Raw genomic sequence first — 26,012 nt, 5'->3', positions numbered from 1 at the left:
GTGATGACCACCGGGACCCTGGCGCGGCACGGATTCGGGAACACCGAGCGTGCCCAGCGTCTGCTGGGCGACCCCGCGCTGGCGGGACTGACCGAGGCCGGGGTCGAGCGGATCGGGGAGACGGCCGATGCCGACGACGCGCTGATCGGCCTGCTGCGCGTGGCCGAGGCCGCGCGCGCCGAGGGCTCCCAGGACGTGTCCGCGCTGCTCGCGGGGATCGACGCCTCGGACGACCCGGGCGCTCGCCTGGTGACGCTCCTGGGCTCCTCCGTGGCCCTCGGGGACTTCCTGACCCGCCACCCGGAGCACCTGGGTGCGGTCGAGATCGGCGCGAGGGCCCTCGAGCTGCCCGCCGAGGAGATCCGCGGGACGCTCCTGCGCGCCGTCGGCGCGAATCCCGCCGCCGCCATGCCCGTCGCCGAGCTCGCCCCCCGCGAGGCACGCGACGCTCTGCGCGTGGCCTACCACGAACGCCTCGTGGAGATCGCCGTCGCCGACCTCGTGGCCGCAGATCCCGGCAGCGTGCAGCCGGCCGTCTCCGCGGCCCTGGCCGACCTGGCCGACGCCGCCCTCGAGACGGCCCTGGCGACCGCCCGGGCGAGCGTCGAGGGCCACGAGGGCGTACGGCTCGCGATCCTCGCGATGGGCAAGACGGGCGCTCGGGAGCTCAACTACATCTCCGATGTCGACGTGGTCTACGTCGCCGGGTGCGCCGACGTCGCGGTCGGCGCTCCCTCCGAGGGATCCGACGACGAGATGCTGGGGATCGCCGCCGCGCTGTGCCGCGAGATCGCCCGGGTCTGCTCGGACCGCACCGCGGAGGGATCCCTGTGGCCCGTGGACGCGAATCTGCGCCCCGAGGGCAAGGACGGCCCGCTGGCCCGGACCCTCGACTCGTGCCGGCAGTACTACACGCGGTGGGCCAAGTCGTGGGAGTTCCAGGCGATGCTCAAGGCACGGCCGGCGGCGGGGGACCGTGCTCTCGGCGATGCCTTCATCGAGATGATCACGCCGATGGTGTGGAAGGCCTCGACCCGCGAGAGCTTCGTCGAGGACTCCCGTGCCATGCGTCGTCGCGTCATCGACCACATCCCCAGCGGGGAGGCCGAGCGGAACCTCAAACTGGGCCCCGGCGGCCTGCGGGACGTCGAGTTCACCGTGCAGCTCCTGCAGATGGTCCACGGGCGCGGCGACGAGACGCTGCGGGTGCGCGACACCCTCACGGGCCTCGCTCGGCTGCGCGACGGCGGGTACATCGGCCGCGACAGCGCCGCCGAGCTCGACGGCGCCTACCGGTTCCTGCGGGCCGTCGAGCACCGCCTCCAGCTGCACCGGCTGCGCCGCACCCATGTCCTGCCCACCTCGCCCACGGACATCCGGCGCCTGGCCCGGGGCCTCGGCCAGGACCCGACGCAGTTCACCCGGCACTACGAGAACATCCGGCGGCGGGTCCGCCACCTCCACGAGGAAATCTACTACCGGCCGCTGCTGGTCACCGCCTCGAACCTGTCCGACGGACAGGTGCGCCTGACCCCGGAGGCCGCGCAGTCGCGGCTGGCCGCGATCGGGTACCGGGACCCCCGTCGGGCCCTCGGGCACATCACGGCGCTCACCGAGGGGATCTCCCGCAGGGCGGCGATCCAGCGGCAGCTCCTGCCGAGCCTGCTCGAATGGTTCTCCGAGGGCATCGACCCGGACCTCGGCCTCCTCGCGTTCCGTCGGCTGTCCGATCGCGCGGGCTCGGCCCACTGGTACATGGGACTGCTGCGGGACTCCGGTGTCGCGGCGCGACGGCTCACGCGGGTGCTGTCGAGCTCACGGTTCGTCGGCGAGGAGCTCGAGCAGATCCCCGAGGCAGTACGCTGGCTGTCCCGCGACGAGGAGCTGCACCCGCTCAGCCGCGAGGGCCTCGAGAAGGAGTTCGACGCGGTGATCCGCCGCGTCGGCACCGCGGACGATGCCACCGACGTCCTCCGCCGCACCCGGCGGCGCGAGCTGCTGCGGGTCGCGATGGCCCACCTCGTGGGCATCGTCGAGCCCCGCGAGGTGGCCCACGCCCTCACGGCGATCGCCGAGGCGGTGCTGCGCTCCGGGCTGCGGGTCGCGGCGTACACCGTGGCGCTCGAGCATCCCGAGGCACGGTTCGGCGAGGGAGCGGGCGAGCTCACGACGCATTCCGCGTGCGCGCACCTCGGCATCGACTTCGCCATCATCGCCATGGGCAGCTTCGGGGCATGCGAGCTGGGCTACTCCTCGGACGCCGACGTCCAGTTCGTCGTCGCCGACCGCGGGGCCGGGGCTCGCACCGGGGAGCTCGCCGTGCAGGTGGCGACCGCGCTCCAGAAGATCCTCAACGCCCCCTCCGCCGGCGCGGACATGAAGGTCAGCGCGGACCTGCGCCCCGAGGGGCGCAACGGCGTGCTCGCACGCAGCCTCGCCTCGTGGAAGGAGTACTTCACGCGCAGCGCCGAGACCTGGGAGCGTCAGGCGCTGCTGCGCGCGCGTGTGATCACGGGCGGGGAGTCACTGGTCACCGACCTCACGGCGGCGATGGATCTCGCGCGGTACCCCTCCGACGGGCTCACCGGGCGGATGCGCCGGGACATCGTCACCATGAAGGCACGCATCGAGGGGGAGAGGCTGCCGCGCGGCGCGGACCGTGCCCGCCACCTCAAGCTCGGCCGGGGGTCGATGACCGATGTCGAGTGGGTGGTGCAGCTGCTCGTCATGGACGGGGCGCACGATCATCCGGCGGTCCGGGGCCGCACCAACACGCTGGACTCCCTGGGGATCCTCGTCGACGAGGGGCTGCTGCCGCGCGCCTCCGGGCAGTCCCTCGGTGCGGCCTGGCGCCTGGCCTGGGGGATCCGACGCGCCCTGTTCCTGTGGAAGGACCGCGAGCCGTCGACCCTGCCCGTGGACCGCGACGAGCTGCGGGCCGCCGCGCTCATCATCCTCGGGGACGAGGGGACCGCCGCGGGCCTCGAGGAGGACTATCTGCGTGTCACGCGCCATGCCCGGGGCATCGCCGAGGAGATCATCTTCGGGGAGTCCGGCGCGTAGCCTGGATCGGTCCGCACGCCCCGCTCGGTGGTCCGCCCGCCGCGCCATCGTCCCTGTCCAACGTCCCGTCGAGGAGTCATGACCACACCCCAGCTCAGCGGCGACACCCCGCGCGGCCGCATGTACCGTCTCGAGCCCGACGGGCCCCTGGTGTACCCCTCGATCACCACGGTCGCCGGCATGCGTGCCAAGGACCACCTGCAGGGCTGGTACGCGACGATGGCCTCCAAGCGCGCGCTGGAGATGTATGCGTGGCTGGATCGCAACCCGGGCCGTGCCGCCGCCGAGATCTCCCGGGTGTCCAAGGACCGGTGGGGGGCGCAGAAGCGCATCGCCGCCGCGGCCCCGGAGTACACCCGGCGCGCCTCGGACTTCGGCACGCTGGTCCACGCCGTGTGCGAGGACTGGGGCAGGAGCGGCACGCGGCCGGATCGGGACGCCGTGGCCGCGGAGGTCGAGTCGATGCGGGCCGCCACCGGGGCCTTCGGGGACGAGCCCTCGCTCGACGCCCTCCTGAACCGTGCGCGCGTGCGCCTGGACGGATACGACGCCTTCCTCCAGGACTACCGCCCCGAGTTCGTCGCCGTCGAGCAGACGGTCGTCAACCACACGGTGAAGTACGCGGGGACCACCGACTGCATCGTCCGGATCGGCAACACCCTGCTGTCGGGGGACATCAAGACCTCCAAGAAGGTGCGCGGGGACTACGCCCTGCAGGGCGTGGCCGTGGTCCGAGCGGAGCAGCTCCTGGATGCCGACGGCGGCGTCCAGGACATGCCCGAGCTCACGGGTGCCTTCGTGATCCACCTGCCCGAGGCCGGCGGCTACTCCGTGATCCCGCTGCGCACCACCGACGAGGAGTTCTCGGTGTTCCGCTCCCTGCGCGAGGTCTGGGGCTTCGAGGCCGAGGAATGCGTGCTGCCGCCCGCCCAGGACCCCAAGGCCCTGGTGCTGTCGCTGCTCAAGGCCAAGGGCGGGTTGGACGCGCTGGGCTGAGCGAGCTCTGAGGTCTCCCTGAGGTTCTGGACCGCCCGGGGATCCGACATGGACCGAGGACCTTCGGGCGTGGCCCGCATCGAGTGCACGGAGCGGCGATGCCGTGCCCGATCGGTCAGCCGCGCGGAGGCAGGACGCCGATGCGCTCGCCCTGGCCGTCGCACACCACCAGTTCGCCGTCGACCACGACCACCGTGCGCCCCCGGGAGAGCCAGGTGTCGACGTCGACGCAGAACATTCTCGTGGAGGCCAGAACCTCGAAGGTCACGTGGCCCTCGGACACCGTCCATCGACCGATCAACCCGTTGCAGCCGTCGTGGCCGTGGACCGAGCCGTCGGGGGCGATGTCGAGCATGGGGCCGCGCCGATCCGATGAGGGGGCCGCTCCCCACAGGCCGATCTCCTGCCTCGCCATGGGGGCGCAGGATGACTCGTCGCCCCCAGACGCGTCTGCTCGGTCCGTGCCCCGGGCATCCGGGACCCCGACGCGCTGCTCCGACCCGCTCTCGACCGGCTCCTCGGCTCCCATGCATCGCACTGTAGTCCGGGCGTCCCTCGGTTTCCCACGGCAACGCCCCGCCGCGCTGCTGCGCGACGGGGCGTTGCCGTCTTCGGGGCCGGGAGGTCGGCTCAGATGTCGTAGTACAGCTCGAACTCGTGGGGGTGCGGGCGGAAGCGGAAGGGATCGATCTCCTTGGTCCGCTTGTACTCGATCCACGTCGAGATGAGGTCCTCGGGGAACACGTCGCCCTCGGTGAGGTAGTCGTGATCGGCCTCGAGGGCGTCCAGCGCCTCACCGAGCGAGGCGGGCAGCTGCTTGATCTGCGCGTGCTCCTCGGGGGGCAGCTCGTACAGGTCCTTGTCGATCGGCTCGGGCGGCTCGATGCGGTTGCGGATGCCGTCGATGCCGGCCATCAGCTGCGCGGCGAAGGACAGGTACGGGTTGGCCGACGGGTCCGGAGCGCGGAACTCGATGCGCTTGGCCTTGGGCGAGGTGCCCGTGACGGGGATGCGGATGCACGCGGAGCGGTTGCGGGCCGAGTACACCATGTTCACGGGGGCCTCGAAGCCGGGCACCAGGCGCTTGTACGAGTTCACCGTGGGGTTGGTGAACGCGACGAGCGAGGAGGCGTGCTCGATGAGACCGCCGATGTACCAGCGGGCCACGTCCGAGAGGCCGCCGTAGCCGCGCTCGTCGTAGAACAGCGGCTCGCCGTCCTTCCAGAGGCTCTGGTGGGTGTGCATGCCCGAGCCGTTGTCCCCGAAGAGGGGCTTGGGCATGAACGTCGCGGTCTTGCCGGCGTCCCAGACGGTGTTCTTGACGACGTACTTGAACTTCATGACGTCGTCGGCCGCCTGCAGCAGCGTGTTGAAGCGGTAGTTGATCTCCTGCTGGCCGCCGGTGCCCACCTCGTGGTGCGCGCGCTCGACCTGCAGCCCGACCTGCTCGAGCACCTCGACGATGTCGTCGCGGAGATCGGCCATCTGGTCGTTGGGGGAGACGGGGAAGTAGCCGCCCTTGACGCGGGTCTTGTAGCCCTGGTTGCCGCCGAACTCGCTCTCGTCGCGGCCCGTGTTCCACGAGGCCTCGTCGGAGTCGATCTTGTAGAAGCCCTCGTTGATGTCCGTCTTGAAGCGGACGTCGTCGAAGATGTAGAACTCGGCCTCGGCGGCGAAGTTGGCGGTGTCGGCGATCCCCGTCGACTGCAGGTACTGCTCGGCCTTGGCGGCCACGGTGCGCGGATCGCGCGAGTACGGCTCGTCGGTGAACGGATCGACGATCGAGAAGTTGATGATGAGCGTCTTGTGCTCACGGAAGGGGTCCAGGTACGCGGTGTCGAGGTCCGGCACGAGCTTCATGTCGGACTCGTGGATCGCCTGGAAGCCGCGGATCGACGAGCCGTCGAACAGCTGTCCGGTCGCGATCGCCTCCTCGTCGAACGTGGACGCCGGCACGTTGAAGTGCTGCATCACGCCGGGCAGATCGATGAAGCGGATGTCGATGAACTCGACGTCCTCCTCTTCGATGAACTTCACGACCTCACTGGGATTGCTGAACACATCTCCTCCATCCGCACGGTCGAGCCGTGCGCGTAGAACCCCGGGGGGCGGACGTTCTGGGCGGTTCGGTTCGGGGGGCCCGATCCGCCGTGCCGGCCGTACGACCAGCGCCGCCAGTCTAGGCAGATCGCTGGGAGGGATCTGGGCCATCGGCCGATACAGTTCTCGACGTGATCGACCGCGAAGACCTCGGATCCTGGATGGAGGGCGCCCCGCGCGACACGTCGCGGGCGCCGGGTGCGAGCTGGGGTGCACCGGAGTCCGGGCCCGGATCGGTGGCCCCCATCGGGCGTCGGTTCGCGACGTATGCGATCGATTGGGTGCTCTGCGCCGGGCTCTCCATGCTGCTGCGGGACGGCAGCCCGACCCTGGTATGGCCCCTGTTCACGGCGCTGAACGTGGTGATGCTGACCGTGTTCGGCGGGACCGTCGGACAGCTGCTGCTGCGCGTGCGGGTGGCTCCCGTGGCGCGCCGCTGGCCGATGATCCTGCGGGCGGTCGTCCGCACGGTGCTGCTCCTGCTGCTCATCCCCGCTCTCGTCACGGATCGGGACGGCAGGCCCCTGCACGATCTCGCGGCGGGCACGGCGACGGTCCGCGGCTGAACCCTCGTGGCGCCGTGACCTGCGCCGATGCGTTGTATAACGGTCCGATAACGAAGGTCACGGCGAGGTCACGGGGCGATGGCGTCCCACCACTCGGACGCTCCGTGGGCTTCTGAGCCCTCGGGGCGGCGACACCCGGCCGGGCACGTCGCCCCACGGACTCCTCGGCCCGCGTCGCGCACCGGGGTCCGGGCGGCCCGTCGGCACCTTCGGAGGTGGCGCGGCCCGCGATGCACGCGTGCCCCGCACGACCGAGGTCGGACGGGGCACGCGCGGAGCGCTGGGGCCGTCTCAGCCGCCGCGCAGCGCCTTGCGGTTGGGGCGGGCCCGCATGGGGTCGACGCCCTTGGGAATCGCCTGGGACACGGGGTTGGGCAGCGCCCGCAGCCGCTTGGCGACGACGCCTGCCTCCTGCTTGGTGAGCTTGGGGCGCATGCGCGTCATGTACGTGGCGAGCTTGTGGATCGGCACCTCGCCCTCGCCCTCGCCGACGACGATCTCGTGCACGGGGACGTTGGGGACGATCCGGTCCAGGATCCGCTTCTCCTTGCGGAGCATCGCCAGGGTCGGGCCCGAGGAGCTCTCCACGACGAGCGCGATCCCGGCGCGGCCGCTCGCACGGAACACCATCGACTGGGTGCGACGATCGATCGCGGCGGGGTGCTCCTCGACGTTCCAGCCGCGACGGATCGACTGCAGGGCCGCGAGCGCCGCGCCCTGCTGGCCGCGGATCCGGCCGTAGGCGGCGGCCTCGGCCTTGCGCGCGAGGATGAACAGCGCCGCCAGGACGCCGAGCATGATGCCGATGAACACGCCGTACCAGGGCGTGCCCATGAGCCACCAGGTCAGCGGCACCGCCACGATCACGGGCACGATCAGCCCCAGCAGCATGTACGGCAGGGTGCGCCGGTCGATCTCCTGCGTCTGCTGGTAGACCTGGTACATCTGCTTGATGCGGCCGGGCTTCTTCGGGGGCTTGGGGGCGTCCTCGGACGTCTTGCGCTGTCGGGGCATGCTCTCTTCTTCGGTGGTGATCAGCAGGCGGCGGCGCGACGTCGCGCGACGACGCTCGCTGCCTCCTGGTAGGCGGGGGTCTCCTGGTCGAGGTGACGGAGGTCCTCGGGGATCTCGCGGCCCAGCTTCTTCATCGCGGCGGACCACAGGCGGCCCGAACGGTACGAGGAGCGGACCATGGGGCCGGCCATGACGGCGAGGAAGCCCATCTCCCCGGCCGCGTCCGAGAGCTCGAGGAACTTCTCGGGCTTGAGGAAGCGGTCGACCGGGTGGTGGAGCTTGGAGGGGCGGAGGTACTGCGTGATCGTCAGGATGTCGCAGCCGGACTCCACCAGCTGCTCCATCGTGTCGACGATCTCCTCGTCGGTCTCGCCCATCCCCAGGATCAGGTTGGACTTGGTGATGAGACCGGCGTCCTTGGCGGACTGGATGACCTCGAGGCTGCGCTCGAAGCGGAAGGCCGGCCGGATCTGTCGGAAGATCCGGGGGACGGTCTCGAGGTTGTGGGCGAACACCTCGGGGCGGGCGTCGAAGATCCGCTGCAGCGCGGAGCCGTCGCCCTTGATGTCGTCCACGAGGAGCTCGACGCCGGTGCCGGGGTTCATCGCGTGGACCTGCTTGCAGGTCTCGGCGAACAGCCACGAGGCGCCGTCGGGGAGGTCGTCGCGGGCCACGCCCGTGATGGTCGTGTAGCGCAGTCCCATGTCGCGCACCGATCGGGCGACCTTGAAGGGCTCGGCCGGGTCGATCGCCAGCGGCTTGCCGGTGGCGATGTCGCAGAAGTCGCACCGTCGCGTGCAGGTGTCACCGCCGATGAGGAAGGACGCCTCGCGGTCCTCCCAGCACTCGAAGATGTTGGGGCACTTGGCCTCCTCGCACACCGTGTGCAGGCCCTGACCGTGGACGCGCTGCTTCATGGCCGAGTACTCCGGGCCCATGACCGCTCGGGTCTTGATCCAGTCGGGTTTGCGCTCGATGGGCGTCTCGGCGTTGCGCGCCTCGATGCGCAGCATCCGTCGGCCTTCGGGGGCGATGGTCACGCGTGGCCTCCTCGCGGCTGGGGTACGGCGGGCAGTCTATCGGCTGGGGGTGCCCGGGCGGGCGCGGGCGCGGGTCAGTCGGCGCGCGAGCGGGTGCGCTCGCTCACCAGGGCCTCCATCGCGCGCTCCGTGGGGGCGAGCACGTCCTCGACGCCGATCCGACGTCCCGACTGCTCGCTGAGGCTCGTGACCCCCGCGTCGTCGATCCCGCAGGGGATCACGTTGTGGGCCCAGGAGAGGTCGTTGGCGCAGTTCAGGGCGAAGCCGTGCATGGTCGTCCGCTTGGACACCCGCAGGCCGATGGCGGCGAGCTTGCGGTCCTCCACGCCCGGGCGGCGCACCCAGACGCCGCTGCGTCCCCCGACGGGCACGGCGTCGACGCCGAGCTCCGCGCACACGGTGATCAACGTGGTCTCGAGCGCCCTCACGAAGCCCACCACGTCGATCGGTGCGGGCAGCCGGACGATCGGGTAGCCCACGAGCTGCTGCGGTCCGTGCCAGGTGATCTTGCCGCCGCGGTCGACGTCGACGACGGGGGCCCCATCGCGCGGGCGCTCCTCCTCGACGGTGAGCTTGCCCGCGGTGTACACGGCCTGGTGCTCGAGGAGGATCAGGCTGTCCGGGCGGCGACCGGCGACGACGTCGGCGTGGACCTCCCGCTGGATCTCCCAGGCGCGGCGGTACTCGACCGGGCCGCCGTCCAGGCCGAACTCCGCGTGCCGGCCGCCGGGGACGGAGGGCGCGGAGAAGCCGAGGCGGATCACGTCGAGCATGCCTCGATCCTAGCCGCCACCTGCGCATTGTGGACGACCACTGCCGTCGGTCGCGGCACAGGGGTTCACTGGGCCCATGAACGGCCACCCGCACGAGTTCCACCTCGGGGACTCCCTCCCGTCCGGGCCCCGCTGGGTGATCCGTGCGGCGGCCCGGAACACCTCGCGTGCAGGCGGGGGTGCCGGTGACGTCGCGGGGGCGGTGCGGGGGGAGCGGTCCTCGGGACGTCCGAGGACCGGCCCTCGTGTTGCACCCCGCCGGGCCGACGACCCTCCCGTCCCGCCCAAGGACTGCTCACCCAGTGCCGTGCTCCGCGAGGACCCCGATCGGACGGAGACTGCGGCACGAGGCCCCCGGGGGCAGCGGGTCGTGATCGTCCGGGCGCTGTCGAGCCCGGGGCGGGAGGCCCTGGACCGCGAGGCCGGCCTCCTGGAGTCCCTGGAGCAGGACGGGGCCGGCGCGTTCCCGCGGATCCTCTGGCGGGACCGGGACGCGCTGGTCCGTGAGGACGCACCGCCCGCCGCCCCACGCGCGGGTCGACGCCGCGCCGAGGTCGGGAGCCCGCGAACGACCGAGCGGCTCGCGCAGCTGGCCGCCCGGGACCTGCTCGAGGAATCCCTCGAGGCCCTGCACCGGCACGGCTGGGTGCTCGGTGCGGCGGCCTCGGCGGGGCTCGGGATCCGGGACGACGGGACCGTGCTCATCCACGACCTGGCAGGCCTGGCACGGGGTGGCGGCCTGCGGGAGCGGCTCGCCGATCGACGGTGGATGGATGCGGTGCTCGGTGATGCGGGGCGGACCCTGCGGCGTCCGGCGGGTGAGGCCTCCGGTGCGGCCCCGACCGACAGCGACCCCTCCGACGCACGGCCCGGGACGATCCGGCGGGTGGTCGCGGGAGCTCCGGCGAGAACCCCGGGGATCGCCTCCTCTCTCGACCGGGTCGAAGATGCTCCGGATCCCGTCGAGGACGTCGCTGCGGGCGGCCTCGACCCTGCGGACGTGGAGGTGGACCTCGACGTCACCGCATACCTCCGGGGGGCGCGGTCCGAGGAGGCCCAGGTGCGCCCGGCCGCACTGCCGCGGAGAGGCAGCGCCGGCATGCGGCGAGGACGGAGCCGGCGCGGGGCAGGCCACCGCGGCACCCCTCGTCTCGTGCCCCGCTCACGGTCGGCACGGCTCGGGTACGCGGTCGGCGTCGGCGCCGTGTTCCTCGGGACGGTGGGCGTCGTGGTCGCCGTGGCAGGCGGGCCGTCGGCTCCGGTCGATGCGGGCGGCAGCACGCATGCTCCGTCCGTCCTCGAGCACCCGTCGGCCGGTGCCGGGGCCGTGGCGCGGCCCGAGGCACCGGCGGCCCTGGTGGACGACCTGGCCGTGCGCCGCCGTGCGCACCTCTTGGACGGCGCCCCCGACACGACGACCGTCCCCGGTTCTCCCGCGCGGGATCAGGACGCCCAGCTCGCGAGGTCGTACGCGGGCCTGGAGGTCCAGGGGTGGCGCACGGAGGTCCGGGCCGCCGAGGTCACCGCCTTCGACGCGGTCGCGGGCTCGGCGACCGTGCGGGCGACGATCGCCGAGAGCGAGCGGACGGTGATCCACCACGACGGACGCCCCGAGATCATCGCGGCCACCGATCCGCACACCGTCGAGCTGGACCTCGTCTGGACCGAGGGGAGCTGGCTCGTCGAGCGGATCAGGACGGTCTAGGCCCCGGGTCGCAGCGGCAGGCGGCAGGCTGCGTGCCGCCCGCCCCATGGACCAGGACGCACGCCTCGCACCGCCGGCCGCGCGCACGCCCGGCACCGCAGGTCGGTGCCGGGCCCGGTCCAGTGCTCCGAAGGACGCAACTTTCACCCCCGAGGATGACACGATCCCCGCAACTCCCTGGAGAACAGGGTGCTGCGGGGATCGCTGGAAACCGCCGGTCGGTGCCGGGCCCTGCCCCGGCGGTGCCGTCACCCGAGGGGACGGCACCGCGGACGGCTCACAGGCCGAGGTCGCCCTCGAACCGGCCGTCCTCGAGGCGCTTCTTCATGTGGGTGAGGAAACGGGCGGCGTCGCCGCCGTCCACGAGGCGGTGATCGTAGGACAGGAACAGGTACATCATCGAACGGACCGCGATGACCTCGTCCCCGGCCTCGGTGGTGATGACCATGGGACGCTTGACGATCGTCCCGCAGCCGAGGATCCCGACCTGCGGGTTGGGCACGATCGGGGTGTCGAACAACGCACCGCCCGAGCCCGTGTTGGTGATCGTGAACGTCGCGCCCTGGAGGTCGTCCGGGCCCAGCTTGTTGCCCTTGGCCTTGGCGCCCAGCTCGCCGATCTGGCGTGCCAGCCCCGCGAGATTCAGGTCGCCGGCGTTCTTGATCACCGGGACGACGAGTCCGCGCTCGGTGTCCGCGGCCATGCCGATGTTCTCCGAGGCGTGGTACTTGATGACCTCGCCGGCGATCTCGGCGTTGACCTTGGGGTAGGTCTTCAGCGCCTCGACGGCCGCCTGCATGATGAACGGCAGGAACGTCAGCTTGGCACCCTCGCGCTGGGCGAAGGATTCCTTGGCCTGCGCCCGCAGCTTGGCCACGCGGGTCATGTCGACCTCGACGGTCGTGGTGAGCTGTGCCTGGGTCTGCAGGGACTCGACCATCCGCGAGGCGACGATCTTGCGCAGCCGCGACATCTTCTCCTCGGTGCCGCGCAGCGGGGACACCGCGACGGCGGCCGGGGCCTTGGGCGCGGACGAGGCGGCGGGTGCCGCGGACGGTGCCGGGGCGGCCTCGGCGGCCTTCTTCGCCTCGATCGCCTGCTGGACGTCCTGCTTGCGGATCCGTCCGCCCAGGCCCGTGCCCGGCACGGTCGTGAGGTCGATGCCGGCCTCGCCGGCGAGCTTGCGGACCAGCGGGGTCACGTAGCCGGGACCGTCGGAACCGGCACCGGTGACCGAGGCCGAGGCCTGCGGGCGCGGGGTCGACGAGGCGCTCGGCGCAGGCTTCGCGGCGGGCTCGGGGTCCTTGGCGGCAGGGGCCGAGGGCTGCGCGGGCGCAACCTTCGTCTCCTTCTCCTCCTGCGGCTCGGGCGCCTTCTCCGGCTCCGGTGCCTTCTTCACCTCCGGCGCGGACGCCTTCGGGGCGCTGCCGTCGCCGATCACCGCGAGCACGGCGCCGACCTCGGCGTCCTCGTCCTCGGCGACGCGGATCTCCTGGAGCGTGCCGGCCACGGGGGAGGGGATCTCGGTGTCGACCTTGTCGGTCGAGACCTCGAGCAGCGGCTCGTCGACCTCGACGGTGTCTCCGACGGTCTTGAGCCAGCGGGTGACGGTCCCCTCGGTGACGGATTCGCCGAGGGCCGGCATGGTGACCTCCTGGCCCTCGCCGCCGCCTCCGGCGGCCGCATCGTCCGAGGGGGCCTGCTCCGGCTCCTCCGCGTTCGTGGAAGGCGCGGTGGTCTCGTCCGAGGCGAGGTCTTCCGCGCCGGAGTCCTCCGCGGAGTCCTCGGCGGGCTCGGCCGGGGCGTCGTCGTCCGACGATCCGCTGCCGGAGCCGTCGCCGATGAGGACGAGGTCGGCGCCGACCTCGGCGTCCTCGTCCTCCTCGACCAGGATCTTCTCGATGGTGCCCGCGACGGGCGAGGGGATCTCGGTGTCGACCTTGTCGGTCGAGACCTCGAGCAGCGGCTCGTCGACCTCGACGGTGTCGCCGACGGCCTTGAGCCAGCGGGTGACGGTCCCCTCGGTGACGGACTCGCCGAGGGCCGGCATCTTCACGGTTTCGGACATGGTGTGCTCCTCCTGCGGGGCGGACTCAGGCGTGGGCGTGCAGAGGCTTGCCGGCCAGCGCGAGATGCGCCTCGCCGAGGGCCTCGTTCTGCGTCGGGTGGGCGTGGATGAGGGCGGCGACGTCCTCTGGGAAGGCCTCCCAGTTGACGATCAGCTGCGCCTCGCCGATCTGCTCGGAGATGCGCGATCCGATCATGTGGATGCCGACGACGGGACCGTCCTTCTCGCGGACGAGCTTGACGAAGCCGGTCGTGCCGAGGATCTGCGACTTGCCGTTGCCCCCGAGGTTGTACTCGTAGGTCTCGATGCCGTCCGCGCCGAACTGCTCGACGGCCTGCTTCTCGGTGAGGCCGACGGACCCGATCTGCGGCTCCGCGTAGGTCACGCGGGGGATCCCCGACTCGACGATCGGAGCGGGACGCAGGCCCGCGATCTCCTCGGCCACGAGGATGCCCTGCTGGAACCCGCGGTGGGCCAGCTGCAGACCGGGGACGATGTCCCCGACGGCGTAGATGCCGGGCACGGAGGTCTCCAGGGTGCTGCGGTCGACGATCACGAAGCCGCGGTCGATCTCGATGCCCTGCTCCTCGTAGCCGAGATCCTTCGTGTTCGGACCACGGCCCACGGCCACCAGCAGGTAGTCGCCCTCGAAGGTGGTGCCGTCGGCCAGGGTCACGGTGACGCCGGAGTCCGTCTGCTCAGCCTTCTCGAAGAAGGTGCCGAGGGAGAACTTGATGCCGCGCTTCTTGAAGGCGCGCTCGAGGGCCTTGGACAGCGACTCGTCCTCGTTGGCGACCAGGTGGGGCAGGCCCTCGACGATCGTGACGGACTCGGCGCCCAGGGACTTCCAGACGCTCGCGAACTCCACGCCGATGACGCCGCCGCCCAGGATGATCGGGTTCTTGGGGATCTCGGGCAGGTCGAGCGCGACCTCGGAATCGATGATCCGGCCGCCCAGCTCGAGACCGGGGAGGGTCTTGGAGAACGAGCCGGAGGCCAGGACGATGTTCTTGCCGGTCAGCGTGCGCGTGCCGCTCTCGGACTCGACGGAGACCGTGTTCCTGCCGCTGAGGCGACCGTAGCCCTCGATGTAGTCGACGCCCTTGGCGGCCTTCACGAGGCCCTGGAGGCCCTTGTAGAGGCGGCCGACGATCTTGTCCTTGAAGGAGCGGATGCCCTGGGGGTCGATGGAGTCGACGGAGATCTTCACGCCCACGGCCTCGCCCTCGTGGGCGGTGTCGGCGATCTCGCCGACGTGGAGCATGGTCTTGGTGGGGACGCAACCCCGGTGGAGGCAGGTGCCGCCGAGCTTGTCCTTCTCGACGAGGGCGGTGCGCAGTCCCAGCTCGCCCGCGCGCAGCGCCGCCGCGTAGCCTCCGCTGCCCGCTCCGAGGATCACGAGGTCGTACTGGTCTGCGGTCTCATCAGCCACGTTCAGGCTCCCTTGGTGTCGTGGTGGGGTTCGGACCCATGCTAGGCCACGGGCCGCCCTCCCACCTGCACGTCCGAGCAGGCCGGGACGGGCAGGCGGGAGGGTCGTGCAGGGGTGGATCAGGCGGACCGGTCGGTCAGGACCTGCAGCACGGTGCGCACGCTCATGCCGGTCGCGCCGACGCCCTGGAAGCCCAGCGGCTTGGAGGCGAAGGCCGGTCCGGCGATGTCCAGGTGCGCCCACTCGGTGTCGCCGACGAACTCGCGCAGGAAGATGCCCGCGGTCAGCGCCCCGCCCTCGCGGCCGGCGACGTTGCGCAGATCGGCGACCCGACCGTCGAGCTCCGCGCGCAGCTCCGCCGGGAAGGGCAGGGGCCAGAACGGCTCGCCCACGGTCCCCGCGGCCGCGAGCACCGCGTCCCGTGCGGACTCCGTGCCCAGGACGGCGGCTGTGCGGGTGCCGAGCGCGACGACGGCGGCCCCGGTGAGGGTCGCGACGTCGAGCACGAGGTCGGGACCGTCGGCGACGGCGTCGACGAGGGCGTCGGCCATGACCATCCGGCCCTCGGCGTCGGTGTTGAGCACCTCGACGGTGGTGCCGTCGCGCATGGTGACGACGTCACCGGGGCGCTGGGCGCCCCCGCCGGGCATGTTCTCCGCGAGCGCGAGGTAGGTGGTGACGTGGACGGGCAGGGCGAGGGTCGCCGCGGCGAAGGTCGCCGCCAGGACGGTCGCGGCCCCGGTCATGTCCGAGGTCATGGCGTCCATGTTGGCGGCCGGCTTGATCGAGATGCCGCCCGTGTCGAAGGTGATGCCCTTGCCCACGAGGGCGACGTGCTGCCCGGCACCCGCGGGTGCGTAGTCCAGACGCACGAGGCGCGGGGGACGGGTCGAGCCCTGCCCGACGCCGACGATCCCGCCGTAGCCGCCCGCGGCCAGCTCCGTCTCGTCGAGGACCGTGACCGTGATCGGGAGGTCCGCGACGGCCTCCTGGGCGCGACGTGCGAACTCCGCGGGGTACAGCAGGTTCGGGGGCGTGTTGACGAGATCCCGGGCGAGGTCCACGGCGGACGAGACGGTGCGGGACCGGGAGACGGCGTCCTCGAGGCCGTCGGCGCCGTCGACATCGAGGATCTCGATCGCGGCGAGGGCCGCCTTGGGGGCCTTCGTCTTCGAGGTGACGTACGCGTAGGCGCCCAGCAGTGCCCCCTCGGCGGCGGCCGCGAGCTGTGCGGGTGCGGCGCCGGGAAGGGCGATCGCGGCGGTGTCCAGACCGGTCAGGGAGCGGGTCGCGGCGCCGAACGCACGGCGGGCGTCGGCATCGGAGACGTCGGCGAGCTCGGACGCACCGAGCCCCGTGAGGAGCAGGGCCCCGGTGGCGAACCCGGCTGGGGCGGGGATGCGGCGCACCTCGTCCAGCGCACCGGTGAGGCCGATGGCCGCGCCGATCCCCTCGACCCCCTCGGGACCGAGCACGCGCGGATCGGCGCCGTCACCCCCCTTCAGTACGGGCAGCACGAGCACCTCGGCGGTGACGGACTCGGGGCGGACGGAGGACACGGTGAGATCAGCCATGCGTTTATCGTAGGGGAGGCCGTCGGCCCCGGACACGCGCTGCCGGCGATGGTCGTGGTCCCCGGAGCCTCCGGGACCGTGGTCATCGGGAGGAGCGGACGAGGGACGTGACGGCACTGGCGATCGCGGTGTACGCGGTCTGTGGACTGACCGCGCTCCTGGCGCTCTACTACTGCGTGAAGGACCTCGCCGCGGATCTGGTGCTGCTCGGTGCCGTGGCGCTGATCGCCGTCGTCTGGGTGGTCGAGGCGTCGGCCCTCGCGGTCCGAGACCTCTCCGGCGCGACCGTCCCGGACCCGGTCACCCTGTACGGCTACGCGCTGACGGGCCTGGCCCTGCCCGTGGCAGGGGCCTGGCTCGGGTTCATCGAGCGCAGCCGATGGGGGAGCGTCGTGATCCTCGTGGTGGCCGTGACGACCGCGGTGCTGCAGATGAGACTGCCCCAGATCTGGCCGGGAGGCTTCGCATGAGCATCGACGGACCACGCACGGACAGCGGGACGTCGGTCCCTCGTCCTCCTCGACGATCGCGCGGCTTCGCCCTCGTGCTCGTGATCGTCTACGGGATCTTCGCGCTGTCGGCGACGGCGCGCTCGCTCGTGCAGATCCTCACCGAGTTCGAGCATGCCCCCTTCGCCTATCTGCTCTCGCTGGCCGCGGCGGCCACGTACATCGCGGCGACCGTGCTGCTGGCCCGCCGCGGGGGCGAGTCCCGGGCGGCCCTGTGGCTGTGCTCGGCCGAGCTCCTGGGAGTCCTCGTGGTCGGGACCCTCACGGTGCTGGATCCCGAGCTCTTCCCCGATGCGACCGTGTGGTCCCAATACGGGGCCGGGTACGGCTGGGTGCCGCTCGCGCTCCCGATCGTCGCCATCGTGTTCCTGCTGACGCGTCGCCGCGCAGCGGCGCGCAGGGCCGTGCGCTGATCCCGGTGACGTACCGTGACGGCGTGACGAGCCCCCGCACCCCCTACGGCGTCCTCTTCGAGCACGTCCTGTCCCGGATCGACCCGGAGGACGCGCACCACCTCACCGTCCGCGCGTTGGGCCTGGCCCATGCGGTGCCCGGGGGCCCCGCCATCCTGCGGCGGCTCTTCGCGGGAACGCGCTCGGCGGGCACCGGCCGCCAGGTCCTCGGGGTCGCGCACCGCTCGCCGTTCGGCCTCGCGGCCGGGTTCGACAAGGACGCCGCGGTCCCGCTGGCGCTGCTCGACCTGGGGTTCGGGCACGTCGAGGTGGGGACGCTGACGCCTCGCGCCCAGCCCGGGAACCCCCGGCCCCGGAGCTTCCGGCTCGTCCGGGACCGCGCGCTCATCAATCGCATGGGCTTCAACAACGGCGGCGCCGAGGCCGCGGCCCGTCGCCTCGCGCGGGTCCGCTCGACCGCCGCGGGCCGAGATGCCGTGATCGGCGTCAACATCGGCAAGAACAAGGACACCCCGGTCGAGCGCGCCGTCGAGGACTACCGCTCCGCCGCGCGGACCCTCGCCCCCTACGCGAGCTACCTCGCGATCAACGTCTCGTCCCCCAACACGCCCCACCTGCGCGACCTGCAGGGGGTCGACGCCCTGCGCCCGATCCTCGCCGCCGTCGTCGCGGAGACCCGGAGCACCCGGATCCCCGGGCCCGTCCCGGTGCTGGTCAAGATCGCCCCGGACCTCCACGACGAGGACGTCCGCGCCGTGGCACGCCTGGCACGGGAGGAGGGCCTCGCCGGCGTGATCGCGACGAACACGACCATCGCCCGGCCCTCGACCCTGCACGCGTCGAGGGCACGCATCGAGGAGATCGGCGCGGGCGGCCTGTCGGGCCCCGTGCTCGCCGAGCGGTCGCGCGAGGTCCTCGGGCTGCTGCGGGCCGAGCTCCCCGAGGGCCTCGCGGTCATCAGCTGCGGCGGGGTCACGACCGCCGACGACGTCCGTGCCCGCCTCGACGCGGGCGCCGATCTGGTCCAGGGGTACACGGCCCTGATCTACGAGGGCCCCGGCTGGCCCGGCAGGATCTCGCGGGCCCTCGCCGGCTGACGACGGCTCCGCTCGCACCACCTGCCCCCTTCAGGGGCGGCACGGATTCCTCGCGCGTCGGTGCCCCCGCCTACCCTGGAGGGATGGACGACGACCTGTTCTCGCTGGCAGGGCCCGCCCCGGCGCCGCGCACGCTGTCCGAGGACAACCGGGACCACCGCGCACCGCTCGCGGTGCGGATGCGACCACGCGCCCTCGACGAGGTGGTGGGACAGACCTCCGCCGTCCGCGACGGCTCCCCGCTGCGACGCCTGATCGGTGCCGACGACGCCCGCACCGCCCCGGCCTCCGTGATCCTCTGGGGCCCTCCCGGGACCGGCAAGACCACCCTGGCCTACGTCGTGGCGACCTCGGGGGACCGTGAGTTCGTCGAGGTCAGCGCCGTCCTCGCAGGCGTCAAGGACATCCGGGACGTCGTCGCGGCGGCCCGGCGGCGCCTGCGCACCACCGGGCGGGAGACCGTCCTGTTCGTCGACGAGGTGCACCGCTTCTCCAAGTCCCAGCAGGACGCCCTGCTCCCCAGCGTCGAGAACCGCTGGGTCACCCTGATCGCGGCGACGACCGAGAACCCGTACTTCTCGGTGATCTCCCCGCTGCTGTCGCGCTCGCTCGTGCTGACCCTCGAGTCGCTGTCGGACGAGGACCTCTCCCTCCTCGTGGACCGCGCCCTGACCGAGGACCGAGGTCTGGGCGGGACGGTGGGCATCGCCGACGACGCGCGCGCCGCCCTGCTGCGGCTCGGCGGCGGGGACGCCCGCAAGATCCTCACCTCGCTCGAGGCCGCGGCCGCCGCCGTGCTCGCCGACGGCCGCCAGGAGATCGACGTCGAGACCCTCGCCCAGGCCGTCGACGTCGCGGCCCTGCGCTACGACCGCGCGGGGGATCAGCACTACGACGTCACCAGCGCGTTCATCAAGTCGATGCGCGGCAGCGACGTCGACGCGGCCCTGCACTACCTCGCCCGGATGATCGAGGCGGGGGAGGACCCGATGTTCATCGCCCGGCGGATCGTCATCGCGGCGAGCGAGGAGATCGGGATGGCCGATCCCCAGGCGCTGCAGGTCGCGGTCGCCGCGATGCAGGCCGTCCAGAACATCGGCATGCCCGAGGGGCGCCTTCCCCTCGCGCAGGCGGTCATCCACATCGCCACCGCACCGAAGTCCAACGCCACCACCACGGCCATCACCCGCGCGAGCGAGGACGTGCGCGCGGGCCGCGGCCGCGGTGTGCCGGCCCATCTCCGGGACGCCCACTACGGGGGCGCCGAGAAGCTCGGGCACGGGACCACCTACGTCTACGCCCACGACGCCCCCCACGGCGTCGCCGCCCAGCAGTACGCCCCCGACGATCTCGCAGGCACCGACTACTACACGCCCACCGCGCGCGGAGGGGAGGCCGAGGTCTCACGCCGCGTCGCCACCCTCCGCGGGATCCTCCGCGGCCGCTCGTGACGCAGTCCACAGGACGCGCCGCGTGACCTGTGCCCCGCGCGGTTGAGCCGTCCTGAGGGGTCCGGTAATCTCTCCCCTTGGATCCGCGGCTGCCTTATCTGGATTCACGCATCGAACAGAGGTAACTACGTGACCAACGTCACCCGTGCGCGTCGTCAGGCGCGTCTTTCCCGAGCCCTCGGGCTCCCGCTCACCCCGAAGTCCGTCAAGTACTTCGAGAAGCGCCCGTACCCCCCGGGCGAGCACGGCCGCGCCCGTCGCCGGACCGAGTCCGACTACGCCGTCCGTCTCCGCGAGAAGCAGCGTCTGCGCGCGCAGTACGGCATCCGCGAGAAGCAGATGCACCGCGCCTACCTGGACGCCCGCAAGGAGTCCGGCCTGACCGGCGAGAGCATGGTCGAGCTCCTCGAGTCACGCCTGGACGCCCTCGTGCTGCGCTCCGGCTTCGCCCGCACCACGCTGCAGGCACGCCAGGCCGTGACCCACCGCCACGTGCTCGTGGACGGCAAGATCGTCGATCGCCCCTCGTACCGGGTCAAGCCCGGCCAGACGATCCAGATCAAGCCCAAGAGCCAGGCCTTCGAGCCCTTCCAGATCGCCTCGGAGGGGGGCAACGCCGATGTGCTCGCCTCGACCCCCTCGTACCTGTCGGTCGAGCTGCCCGAGCTCAAGGCCAAGCTGGTCGCCCGCCCGCGCCGCGCCGAGGTCCCCGTGACCTGTGACGTCGCCCTGGTCGTCGAGTACTACGCTCGCTGATCGACACGGCTCACGAAAGCCCCGGCGGGCGTACTCCGGTACGCTGACCGGGGCTTTCGCGTCACCTGCCCCCCCCCATCGCGCCCGCCGCGCCCCCGCCGCGCGGCCCAGGAAGGACACGTCCCATGCGCACCTCCGAGGTCCATCGCCGCTATCTCGACTTCTTCGCCACGAAGCAGCACGAGATCGTGCCCAGCGCCTCGCTGGTCTCGTCGGATCCCTCGATCCTGTTCACGATCGCGGGCATGGTCCCGTTCATCCCGTACATCGTCGGGACCGAGCGCGCGCCCTGGCCGCGGGCCGCGAGCGTGCAGAAGTGCATCCGCACCAATGACATCGAGAACGTCGGGCGCACCACGCGTCACGGCACCTTCTTCCAGATGGGCGGGAACTTCTCCTTCGGCGACTACTTCAAGGAGGGGGCCATCCCCTTCGCGTGGGAGCTGCTGACCTCGTCGCAGGACGACGGCGGGTACGGGCTCGACCCCGACCGGCTGTGGGCCACCGTGTGGGAGGAGGACGAGGAGGCGTACCGCATCCTCACCGAGGGGATCGCGGTCCGCGAGGACCGCATCGTCCGTCTGCCGCGCGCCGAGATCTTCTGGGACACGGGCCAGCCCGGACCCGCCGGCCCGTGCTGCGAGTGGTTCTACGACAGGGGACCCGAGCACGGCCCCGAGGCGACCGCGGGCACCCACGCGGTGTGGCCCGAGGACGCCGCGGCCGAGGACCGGTACATCGAGATCTGGAACCTCGTGTTCGACCAGTTCCTGCGCGGCGAGGGCAACGGCAAGGACTATCCGCTGCTCGGGGAGCTCGACTTCAAGTCGATCGACACCGGCCTGGGCATCGAACGTCTCGCGTACATCCTGCAGGGCAAGCAGAACATGTACGAGATCGACCAGGTGTTTCCCGTCATCGAGCGCGCCGAGGAGCTGACCGGGAGGCGCTACGGCACCGACGCCGAGGACGACGTGCGCCTGCGCGTCATCGCCGACCACGTGCGCAGCGCCCTCATGCTCGTGGGCGACGGCGTGCGCCCCGGCAACGAGGGACGCGGCTACGTGCTGCGCCGCCTCATCCGCCGGGCGGTCCGCTCCATGCGCCTGCTGGGGTACACCGAGCCCGCGATGCCGGAGCTGCTGCCCGTCTCGAGCGCGCTGATGGGGGAGTCCTACCCGATCGTCCGCGACGACTTCGCGCGGATCAGCGACGTGGTCTACACCGAGGAGGAGGCGTTCCGACGCACGCTGGAGACGGGTACGAGCCTGTTCGACCGGGTCGCGGGGTCCATCCGCGACGCGGGCGGCACGGTCGTCCCCGGCGAGGACGCCTTCCGCCTTCACGACACCTTCGGGTTCCCGATCGATCTCACGCTCGAGATGGCGCAGGAGGTCGGGCTGCGCGTCGACGAGCAGGCCTTCCGCACCGCCATGACCGAGCAGCGCGACCGCGCGCGCGCCGACGCCCGCGCCAAGAAGAGCGGGCACACCGACACGGCGCTCTACAACCAACTGCTGACGGGACGCGGCGGCGCGTCCGTCCCGTTCCTCGGCTACACCGACGACACCGCCGCGGTGACCGTCGAGTCCGTGCTCGTCGACGGGGCGCTCGTGGCGCGCGCGGATGCGCCCGCCGAGGTCGAGGTCGTCCTGGACCGCACGCCGTTCTACGCCGAGATGGGCGGACAGCTCGCCGACCAGGGCCGCATCTCCCTCGAGGGCGGCGGCCTCATCGAGGTCGACGACGTCCAGGCACCGGTCAAGGGGCTCTCGGTCCACCGGGGGCGCCTCGTCGAGGGCTCCGTCGTCCAGGGGTCGCCCGCGATCGCGAGCATCGACGTGGTGCGACGTGGCGCGATCGCCCGCGCCCACACGGCCACCCACATGGTCCACAAGGCCCTGCGGGAGGAGCTCGGCGAGGGCACCACGCAGGCCGGCTCCGAGAACTCCCCCGGGCGCTTCCGCTTCGACTTCCGCTCCGGCTCGGCCGTGCCGCGCTCGGCGCTGGAGCAGATCGAGGGCCGGGTCAACACCCTCCTGCAGGACGAGCTCGAGGTCACCGATCAGCAGATGCCGATCGATGAGGCCCGCGCCCAGGGCGCCATGGCGCTGTTCGGTGAGAAGTACGGCGACATCGTGCGCGTCGTCTCGATCGGCGGGGACTGGTCGCGCGAGCTGTGCGCCGGCACGCATGTGCGCTCGACGGGGTATCTGGGCACCGTCCAGCTGCTCGGCGAGGCGTCCATCGGCTCCGGCGTGCGCCGCGTCGATGCCCTGGTGGGGCAGAACGCCTACCGCTTCCAGGCCAAGGAGCACGCGCTCGTCTCCCAGCTCTCCGAGCTCATGAAGGTGGGCTCGGAGGACCTCCCCGATCGCGTCCGGGCGCTCACCCAGAGGGTCAAGGACATGGAGAAGCAGCTCGCGACGCTGCGCGCCTCCCAGCTGCAGGCCCGGGCCGGCACGCTCGTGGACTCCGCGACCGAGGTCGGGGGCACCCGGCTGCTGGTCCACGACGCCGGGGACGACGTCTCCGCGGGCGATGCCCGCACCCTCGTGCTGGACCTGAGGGCGCGCCTGGGAGAGGACGCCCCGGCCGTGGTGGCCGTGACCGCCGCCCAGGACGGCCGAGCGGCGCTGGTCGTCGCGACCAATGCGAGCGCCCGGGAGAAAGGGCTGTCGGCGGGGTCCCTCCTGCGCGGCGGCACCGAGGCCATGGGCGGTCGCGGCGGCGGCAAGCCCGACCTCGCCCAGGGCGGCGGAGGCGATCCGCAGCGTGCGCAGGCGGCGCTCGACGCCGTCCGGGCGGCCGTCGCGACGGTCGGGGCCGTGTGACCGGGCGTCTCCCGGAATCGGACGGCCCCTTCCCGGAGCCGTCCCCCCGCCACGTCCGCATCGGGGTCGACGTCGGCGACGTCCGCGTGGGCGTGGCCCGCAGCGACCTGGACGGCCTGCTCGCCACCCCCGTCGAGACCATGCCGCGCGAGCACGCCGCCGCGGGCATCGCCAACCTCGTCGCCGAGACGGAGGCCCAGGTGGTGATGGTCGGTCTGCCGCGGTCGCTCGACGGCCACGAGGGCGCCGCGGCGCTCAAGGCACGCGCCTTCTGCGACGAGCTCGGAGCCGCCCTGCGTAAGGTGGGCGTCGGCGCGCAGCTGCGACTGGTCGACGAACGGCTCACGACGGTCACGGCGCACCAGGCTCTCCACACCTCCGGACGCAAGGGGCGCAAGCACCGTGCCGTCGTGGACCAGGTCGCCGCGGTGATGATCCTGCAGCAGGCCCTGGACATCGAGCGATCCAGCGGCCGCAGACCCGGTGAGCCGGTGCGCGTGCCGCAGCGCCCGACCGACGTCCCCGATCATGAGGAGGAACAGGCATGACGGATGACGAATCGCTGCTCGACGAGCTCGCAGGTCACGACGACCACCCGCCGCACGATGGCACGAGGCCGTCGTCCACGGCTCCCGCCCCCGTGCGCGGACGCCGTCGGGCCACGGTGCACAAGCGGTCCCTCCTGCGGACGGTGCTCCCGGCGCTGCTGGTCGTCGTCGTGCTGGCGGCGGTCGGCACGGGCGGCTTCCTCGCCTACGGCTGGGTCACCGGCAACGTCGACGTGAGCCAGACGGAGACGGAGTTCGAGGGCCCCGGCTCCGGGGAGGCCACGATCGTGATCGAGGACGGGGACTCCGGTGCCAAGATCGCCGACAAGCTCGTCGAGGCGGGCGTCATCAAGACCGCAGGTCCGTTCAGCACGAAGTTCGGGAACACGCCCGATGCCTCGTCGATCAGCCCCGGCACGTACAAGCTCAAGAAGAGCATGACGTCCAGCGACGCCCTGGACCTGCTGCTGGACCCCGCCAGCCGGGCCGGGATGCGCGTGACCCTCCCCGAGGGGCAACGCATGTCGGACATGTTCGCCCGGATCTCCAAGGCCACCGGCATCCCCGTCGCGGACTTCGAGGCCGCCGCGAAGGACTACACGGCGCTCGGGATCCCCGAGAACCCCGCGGGCAGCGCCGAGGGCTACCTCTGGCCGGGGACCTACGACGTGCCCGACGACGCGACGGCCAAGGACATCCTCACCATGATGGCCTCGCGCATGACCAGCGAGCTCGACAAGCGCGGCGTCCCGGCCGCGGACCGTCATAGTGTCCTGACCCTCGCTTCGATCGCCGAGAAGGAGGCGAGGACGCCGGACGACTACGGCAAGGTGGTCCGCACGATCGACAACCGGCTCGCCGGGGTCGGCGAGGCCGGGGGCAGGCCCATGAACCTCCAGCTGGACTCGACCGTCGCCTACGTCAGCGGGAGGTCCTCGGTCTCGACGACCCCGGAGGAGCGGGCTGTGGACTCCCCGTACAACACGTACCTCCACCCGGGCCTGCCCGTGGGACCGATCGCGAACCCGGGATCGGCCACGCTCGACGCCGCGCTGAACCCGCCCGAGGGCCCGTGGCTCTACTGGGTCACGATCAACACGGACACCGGGGAGACGGTCTTCTCCACGACCATGGCCGAGCACGACGCGGCGGTGGAGCAGTGGAGGGCCTGGGCGCGGTCGAAGAACGGCGGATGACCGCCGCCATCGCCGATCCCTCGGCGACCGTGCGACGCGCCTTCGCCGTCGTGGGCAGACCCATCGGCCATTCGCTGTCCCCGGTGCTGCACCGGGCGGCCTACCGCGCCCTGGGCGTCACCGATGCCCGGTACACGGCCCACGAGGTCGCCGAGGGCTCCCTGGGGGACTTCCTGGAGAGCCCGGCCGGACGCGACCTGCAGGGGCTCAGCGTGACCATGCCGCTGAAACGCGAGGCGTTCGGGCTCGCGCGCTCCCGGGACGCGGTGTCCGTCGAGCTGGGGGTCTCCAACACGCTGATCCGGTGCGCGGACGGCACCTGGCACGCCGAGAACCATGACGTGCACGGGATCGCGCAGAGCCTGCGCGACCACGGCGTGGACGCCGCACCGGCGCGGGGCGGCGTGATCGGCTCCGGGGCCACGGCGCTCAGCGCGACGGCGGCCCTGCTGGACCTCGGCGTCGGCGAGGTCGTGCTGACAGCCCGGAGCCCGCACAAGCTCGCTCCGCTGGCCGCGCTCGCGCGAAGGAGGGGCGCCGTCGTCACGATCGTGCCGTGGGACCGTGCCGACGAGGTGCTCGCCGGCCCGGTCGTGGTCTCGGCGCTGGCGGCGGCCGGGGCCGAGGCGCTGGTGTCCAGGATGCGCACGGCGGACGGCGTCCCGGTGCCCACGACCTTCCTGGACGTGCTGTACCACCCGTGGCCGGCGCCGCTGGCCGCACTGCTCGGCGAACAGGGCAGCGACGTCGCCAGCGGACTGGAGATGCTCGTGCACCAGGCGGCGCAGCAGGTGCGCTCGATGCTCGGGATCTCCGACGTGCCCACCGACCCGATGCTCGAGGTCGGGCTGGCGGCCCTCGCGGCCCGCCGGTGACC

At 72.2% G+C, this 26,012-nt stretch carries 21 protein-coding genes; 13 read left to right on the top strand and 8 right to left on the bottom strand.

What is annotated here, in order from left to right; translation table 11 throughout:
- Nucleotides 1–3 precede the first annotated feature (3 nt).
- Both ACT3TZ_RS00465 and ACT3TZ_RS00460 read left to right on the top strand, forming a co-directional pair.
- Complete coding sequence (locus tag ACT3TZ_RS00465; protein WP_444581423.1) at nt 4–3,063, top strand: bifunctional [glutamine synthetase] adenylyltransferase/[glutamine synthetase]-adenylyl-L-tyrosine phosphorylase; 3,060 nt, start codon at nt 4–6, stop codon at nt 3,061–3,063.
- 78 nt (nt 3,064–3,141) lie between these two features.
- Nucleotides 3,142–4,059, top strand: a complete 918-nt coding sequence (locus ACT3TZ_RS00460) for a PD-(D/E)XK nuclease family protein (RefSeq protein WP_444581422.1) — start codon at nt 3,142–3,144, stop codon at nt 4,057–4,059.
- A 115-nt stretch (nt 4,060–4,174) separates the two neighbouring features.
- On the opposite strand, the gene ACT3TZ_RS00455 is transcribed toward ACT3TZ_RS00460, so the two are convergent.
- Nucleotides 4,175–4,474: an META domain-containing protein gene (locus ACT3TZ_RS00455; RefSeq protein WP_444581421.1), complete on the bottom strand. Its 300-nt coding sequence runs from the start codon at nt 4,472–4,474 to the stop codon at nt 4,175–4,177.
- A gap of 215 nt (nt 4,475–4,689) precedes the next feature.
- Entirely contained in the window at nt 4,690–6,120 is a 1,431-nt protein-coding gene (gene glnA, locus ACT3TZ_RS00450) for a type I glutamate--ammonia ligase (protein WP_444581420.1), read from the bottom strand.
- A gap of 170 nt (nt 6,121–6,290) precedes the next feature.
- On the opposite strand from glnA, the gene ACT3TZ_RS00445 reads away from it, so the two are divergent.
- Nucleotides 6,291–6,725 (top strand): RDD family protein, encoded by a 435-nt coding sequence (locus ACT3TZ_RS00445; protein ID WP_444581419.1) that lies wholly within the window; start codon nt 6,291–6,293, stop codon nt 6,723–6,725.
- Between the two features lie 291 nt (nt 6,726–7,016).
- Here ACT3TZ_RS00445 and ACT3TZ_RS00440 read toward each other — a convergent pair whose 3' ends face one another.
- The 3 genes from ACT3TZ_RS00440 to lipB all read right to left on the bottom strand — a co-directional run bounded on the left by ACT3TZ_RS00440 (nt 7,017) and on the right by lipB (nt 9,552).
- Nucleotides 7,017–7,739, bottom strand: a complete 723-nt coding sequence (locus ACT3TZ_RS00440; protein WP_444581418.1) for a DUF4191 domain-containing protein — start codon at nt 7,737–7,739, stop codon at nt 7,017–7,019.
- 20 nt (nt 7,740–7,759) lie between these two features.
- The gene (lipA, locus tag ACT3TZ_RS00435; RefSeq protein WP_444581417.1) at nt 7,760–8,779 is read right to left on the bottom strand and encodes a lipoyl synthase; all 1,020 of its coding nucleotides are present in this window, start codon (nt 8,777–8,779) and stop codon (nt 7,760–7,762) included.
- Between the two features lie 74 nt (nt 8,780–8,853).
- Complete coding sequence (gene lipB, locus ACT3TZ_RS00430) at nt 8,854–9,552, bottom strand: lipoyl(octanoyl) transferase LipB (protein WP_444581416.1); 699 nt, start codon at nt 9,550–9,552, stop codon at nt 8,854–8,856.
- Nucleotides 9,553–9,922: 370 nt separating this feature from the next.
- Between lipB and ACT3TZ_RS00425 the strand changes: the two genes are divergently transcribed.
- Nucleotides 9,923–11,257, top strand: coding sequence for a hypothetical protein (locus tag ACT3TZ_RS00425; RefSeq protein WP_444581415.1), 1,335 nt, complete (start codon nt 9,923–9,925; stop codon nt 11,255–11,257).
- 277 nt (nt 11,258–11,534) lie between these two features.
- Here ACT3TZ_RS00425 and sucB read toward each other — a convergent pair whose 3' ends face one another.
- From sucB to ACT3TZ_RS00410, 3 genes are all read right to left on the bottom strand, one after another.
- On the bottom strand, nt 11,535–13,325 hold the full coding sequence (sucB, locus tag ACT3TZ_RS00420) for a 2-oxoglutarate dehydrogenase, E2 component, dihydrolipoamide succinyltransferase (RefSeq protein ID WP_444581414.1): 1,791 nt from the start codon (nt 13,323–13,325) through the stop codon (nt 11,535–11,537).
- 25 nt (nt 13,326–13,350) lie between these two features.
- Nucleotides 13,351–14,757: a dihydrolipoyl dehydrogenase gene (lpdA, locus tag ACT3TZ_RS00415; protein WP_444581413.1), complete on the bottom strand. Its 1,407-nt coding sequence runs from the start codon at nt 14,755–14,757 to the stop codon at nt 13,351–13,353.
- Between the two features lie 119 nt (nt 14,758–14,876).
- The gene (locus ACT3TZ_RS00410) at nt 14,877–16,331 is read right to left on the bottom strand and encodes a leucyl aminopeptidase (protein ID WP_444581412.1); all 1,455 of its coding nucleotides are present in this window, start codon (nt 16,329–16,331) and stop codon (nt 14,877–14,879) included.
- A gap of 107 nt (nt 16,332–16,438) precedes the next feature.
- Here ACT3TZ_RS00410 and ACT3TZ_RS00405 point away from each other — a divergent pair, with 107 nt between their 5' ends.
- The 9 genes from ACT3TZ_RS00405 to ACT3TZ_RS00365 all read left to right on the top strand — a co-directional run bounded on the left by ACT3TZ_RS00405 (nt 16,439) and on the right by ACT3TZ_RS00365 (nt 26,010).
- Nucleotides 16,439–16,801, top strand: a complete 363-nt coding sequence (locus tag ACT3TZ_RS00405; RefSeq protein ID WP_444581411.1) for a hypothetical protein — start codon at nt 16,439–16,441, stop codon at nt 16,799–16,801.
- A complete protein-coding gene (locus ACT3TZ_RS00400; protein WP_444581410.1) occupies nt 16,798–17,253 on the top strand; it encodes a hypothetical protein in 456 nt (151 codons plus the stop codon). Before ACT3TZ_RS00405 ends, ACT3TZ_RS00400 begins: the two co-directional genes overlap by 4 nt.
- 23 nt (nt 17,254–17,276) lie before the next feature.
- The gene (locus ACT3TZ_RS00395; protein ID WP_444581409.1) at nt 17,277–18,350 is read left to right on the top strand and encodes a quinone-dependent dihydroorotate dehydrogenase; all 1,074 of its coding nucleotides are present in this window, start codon (nt 17,277–17,279) and stop codon (nt 18,348–18,350) included.
- A gap of 83 nt (nt 18,351–18,433) precedes the next feature.
- The gene (locus ACT3TZ_RS00390; protein WP_444581408.1) at nt 18,434–19,801 is read left to right on the top strand and encodes a replication-associated recombination protein A; all 1,368 of its coding nucleotides are present in this window, start codon (nt 18,434–18,436) and stop codon (nt 19,799–19,801) included.
- A 129-nt stretch (nt 19,802–19,930) separates the two neighbouring features.
- On the top strand, nt 19,931–20,557 hold the full coding sequence (gene rpsD / locus ACT3TZ_RS00385) for a 30S ribosomal protein S4 (protein WP_444581407.1): 627 nt from the start codon (nt 19,931–19,933) through the stop codon (nt 20,555–20,557).
- Between the two features lie 125 nt (nt 20,558–20,682).
- Nucleotides 20,683–23,391, top strand: a complete 2,709-nt coding sequence (gene alaS, locus ACT3TZ_RS00380) for an alanine--tRNA ligase (RefSeq protein ID WP_444581406.1) — start codon at nt 20,683–20,685, stop codon at nt 23,389–23,391.
- On the top strand, nt 23,388–23,939 hold the full coding sequence (gene ruvX, locus ACT3TZ_RS00375) for a Holliday junction resolvase RuvX (protein ID WP_444581405.1): 552 nt from the start codon (nt 23,388–23,390) through the stop codon (nt 23,937–23,939). The genes alaS and ruvX overlap by 4 nt, the downstream gene beginning before the upstream one ends.
- Nucleotides 23,936–25,135, top strand: a complete 1,200-nt coding sequence (mltG, locus tag ACT3TZ_RS00370; protein WP_444581404.1) for an endolytic transglycosylase MltG — start codon at nt 23,936–23,938, stop codon at nt 25,133–25,135. The genes ruvX and mltG overlap by 4 nt, the downstream gene beginning before the upstream one ends.
- On the top strand, nt 25,132–26,010 hold the full coding sequence (locus ACT3TZ_RS00365) for a shikimate dehydrogenase family protein (protein ID WP_444581403.1): 879 nt from the start codon (nt 25,132–25,134) through the stop codon (nt 26,008–26,010). Before mltG ends, ACT3TZ_RS00365 begins: the two co-directional genes overlap by 4 nt.
- The last annotated feature ends 2 nt before the right edge of the window (nt 26,011–26,012 follow it).

This window comes from Brachybacterium sp. AOP25-B2-12, assembly GCF_052378625.1.
GTDB lineage: Bacteria > Actinomycetota > Actinomycetes > Actinomycetales > Dermabacteraceae > Brachybacterium.
Note: the sequence above shows the minus strand (reverse complement) of the source record. Positions and strands in the feature narration are given on the sequence as shown.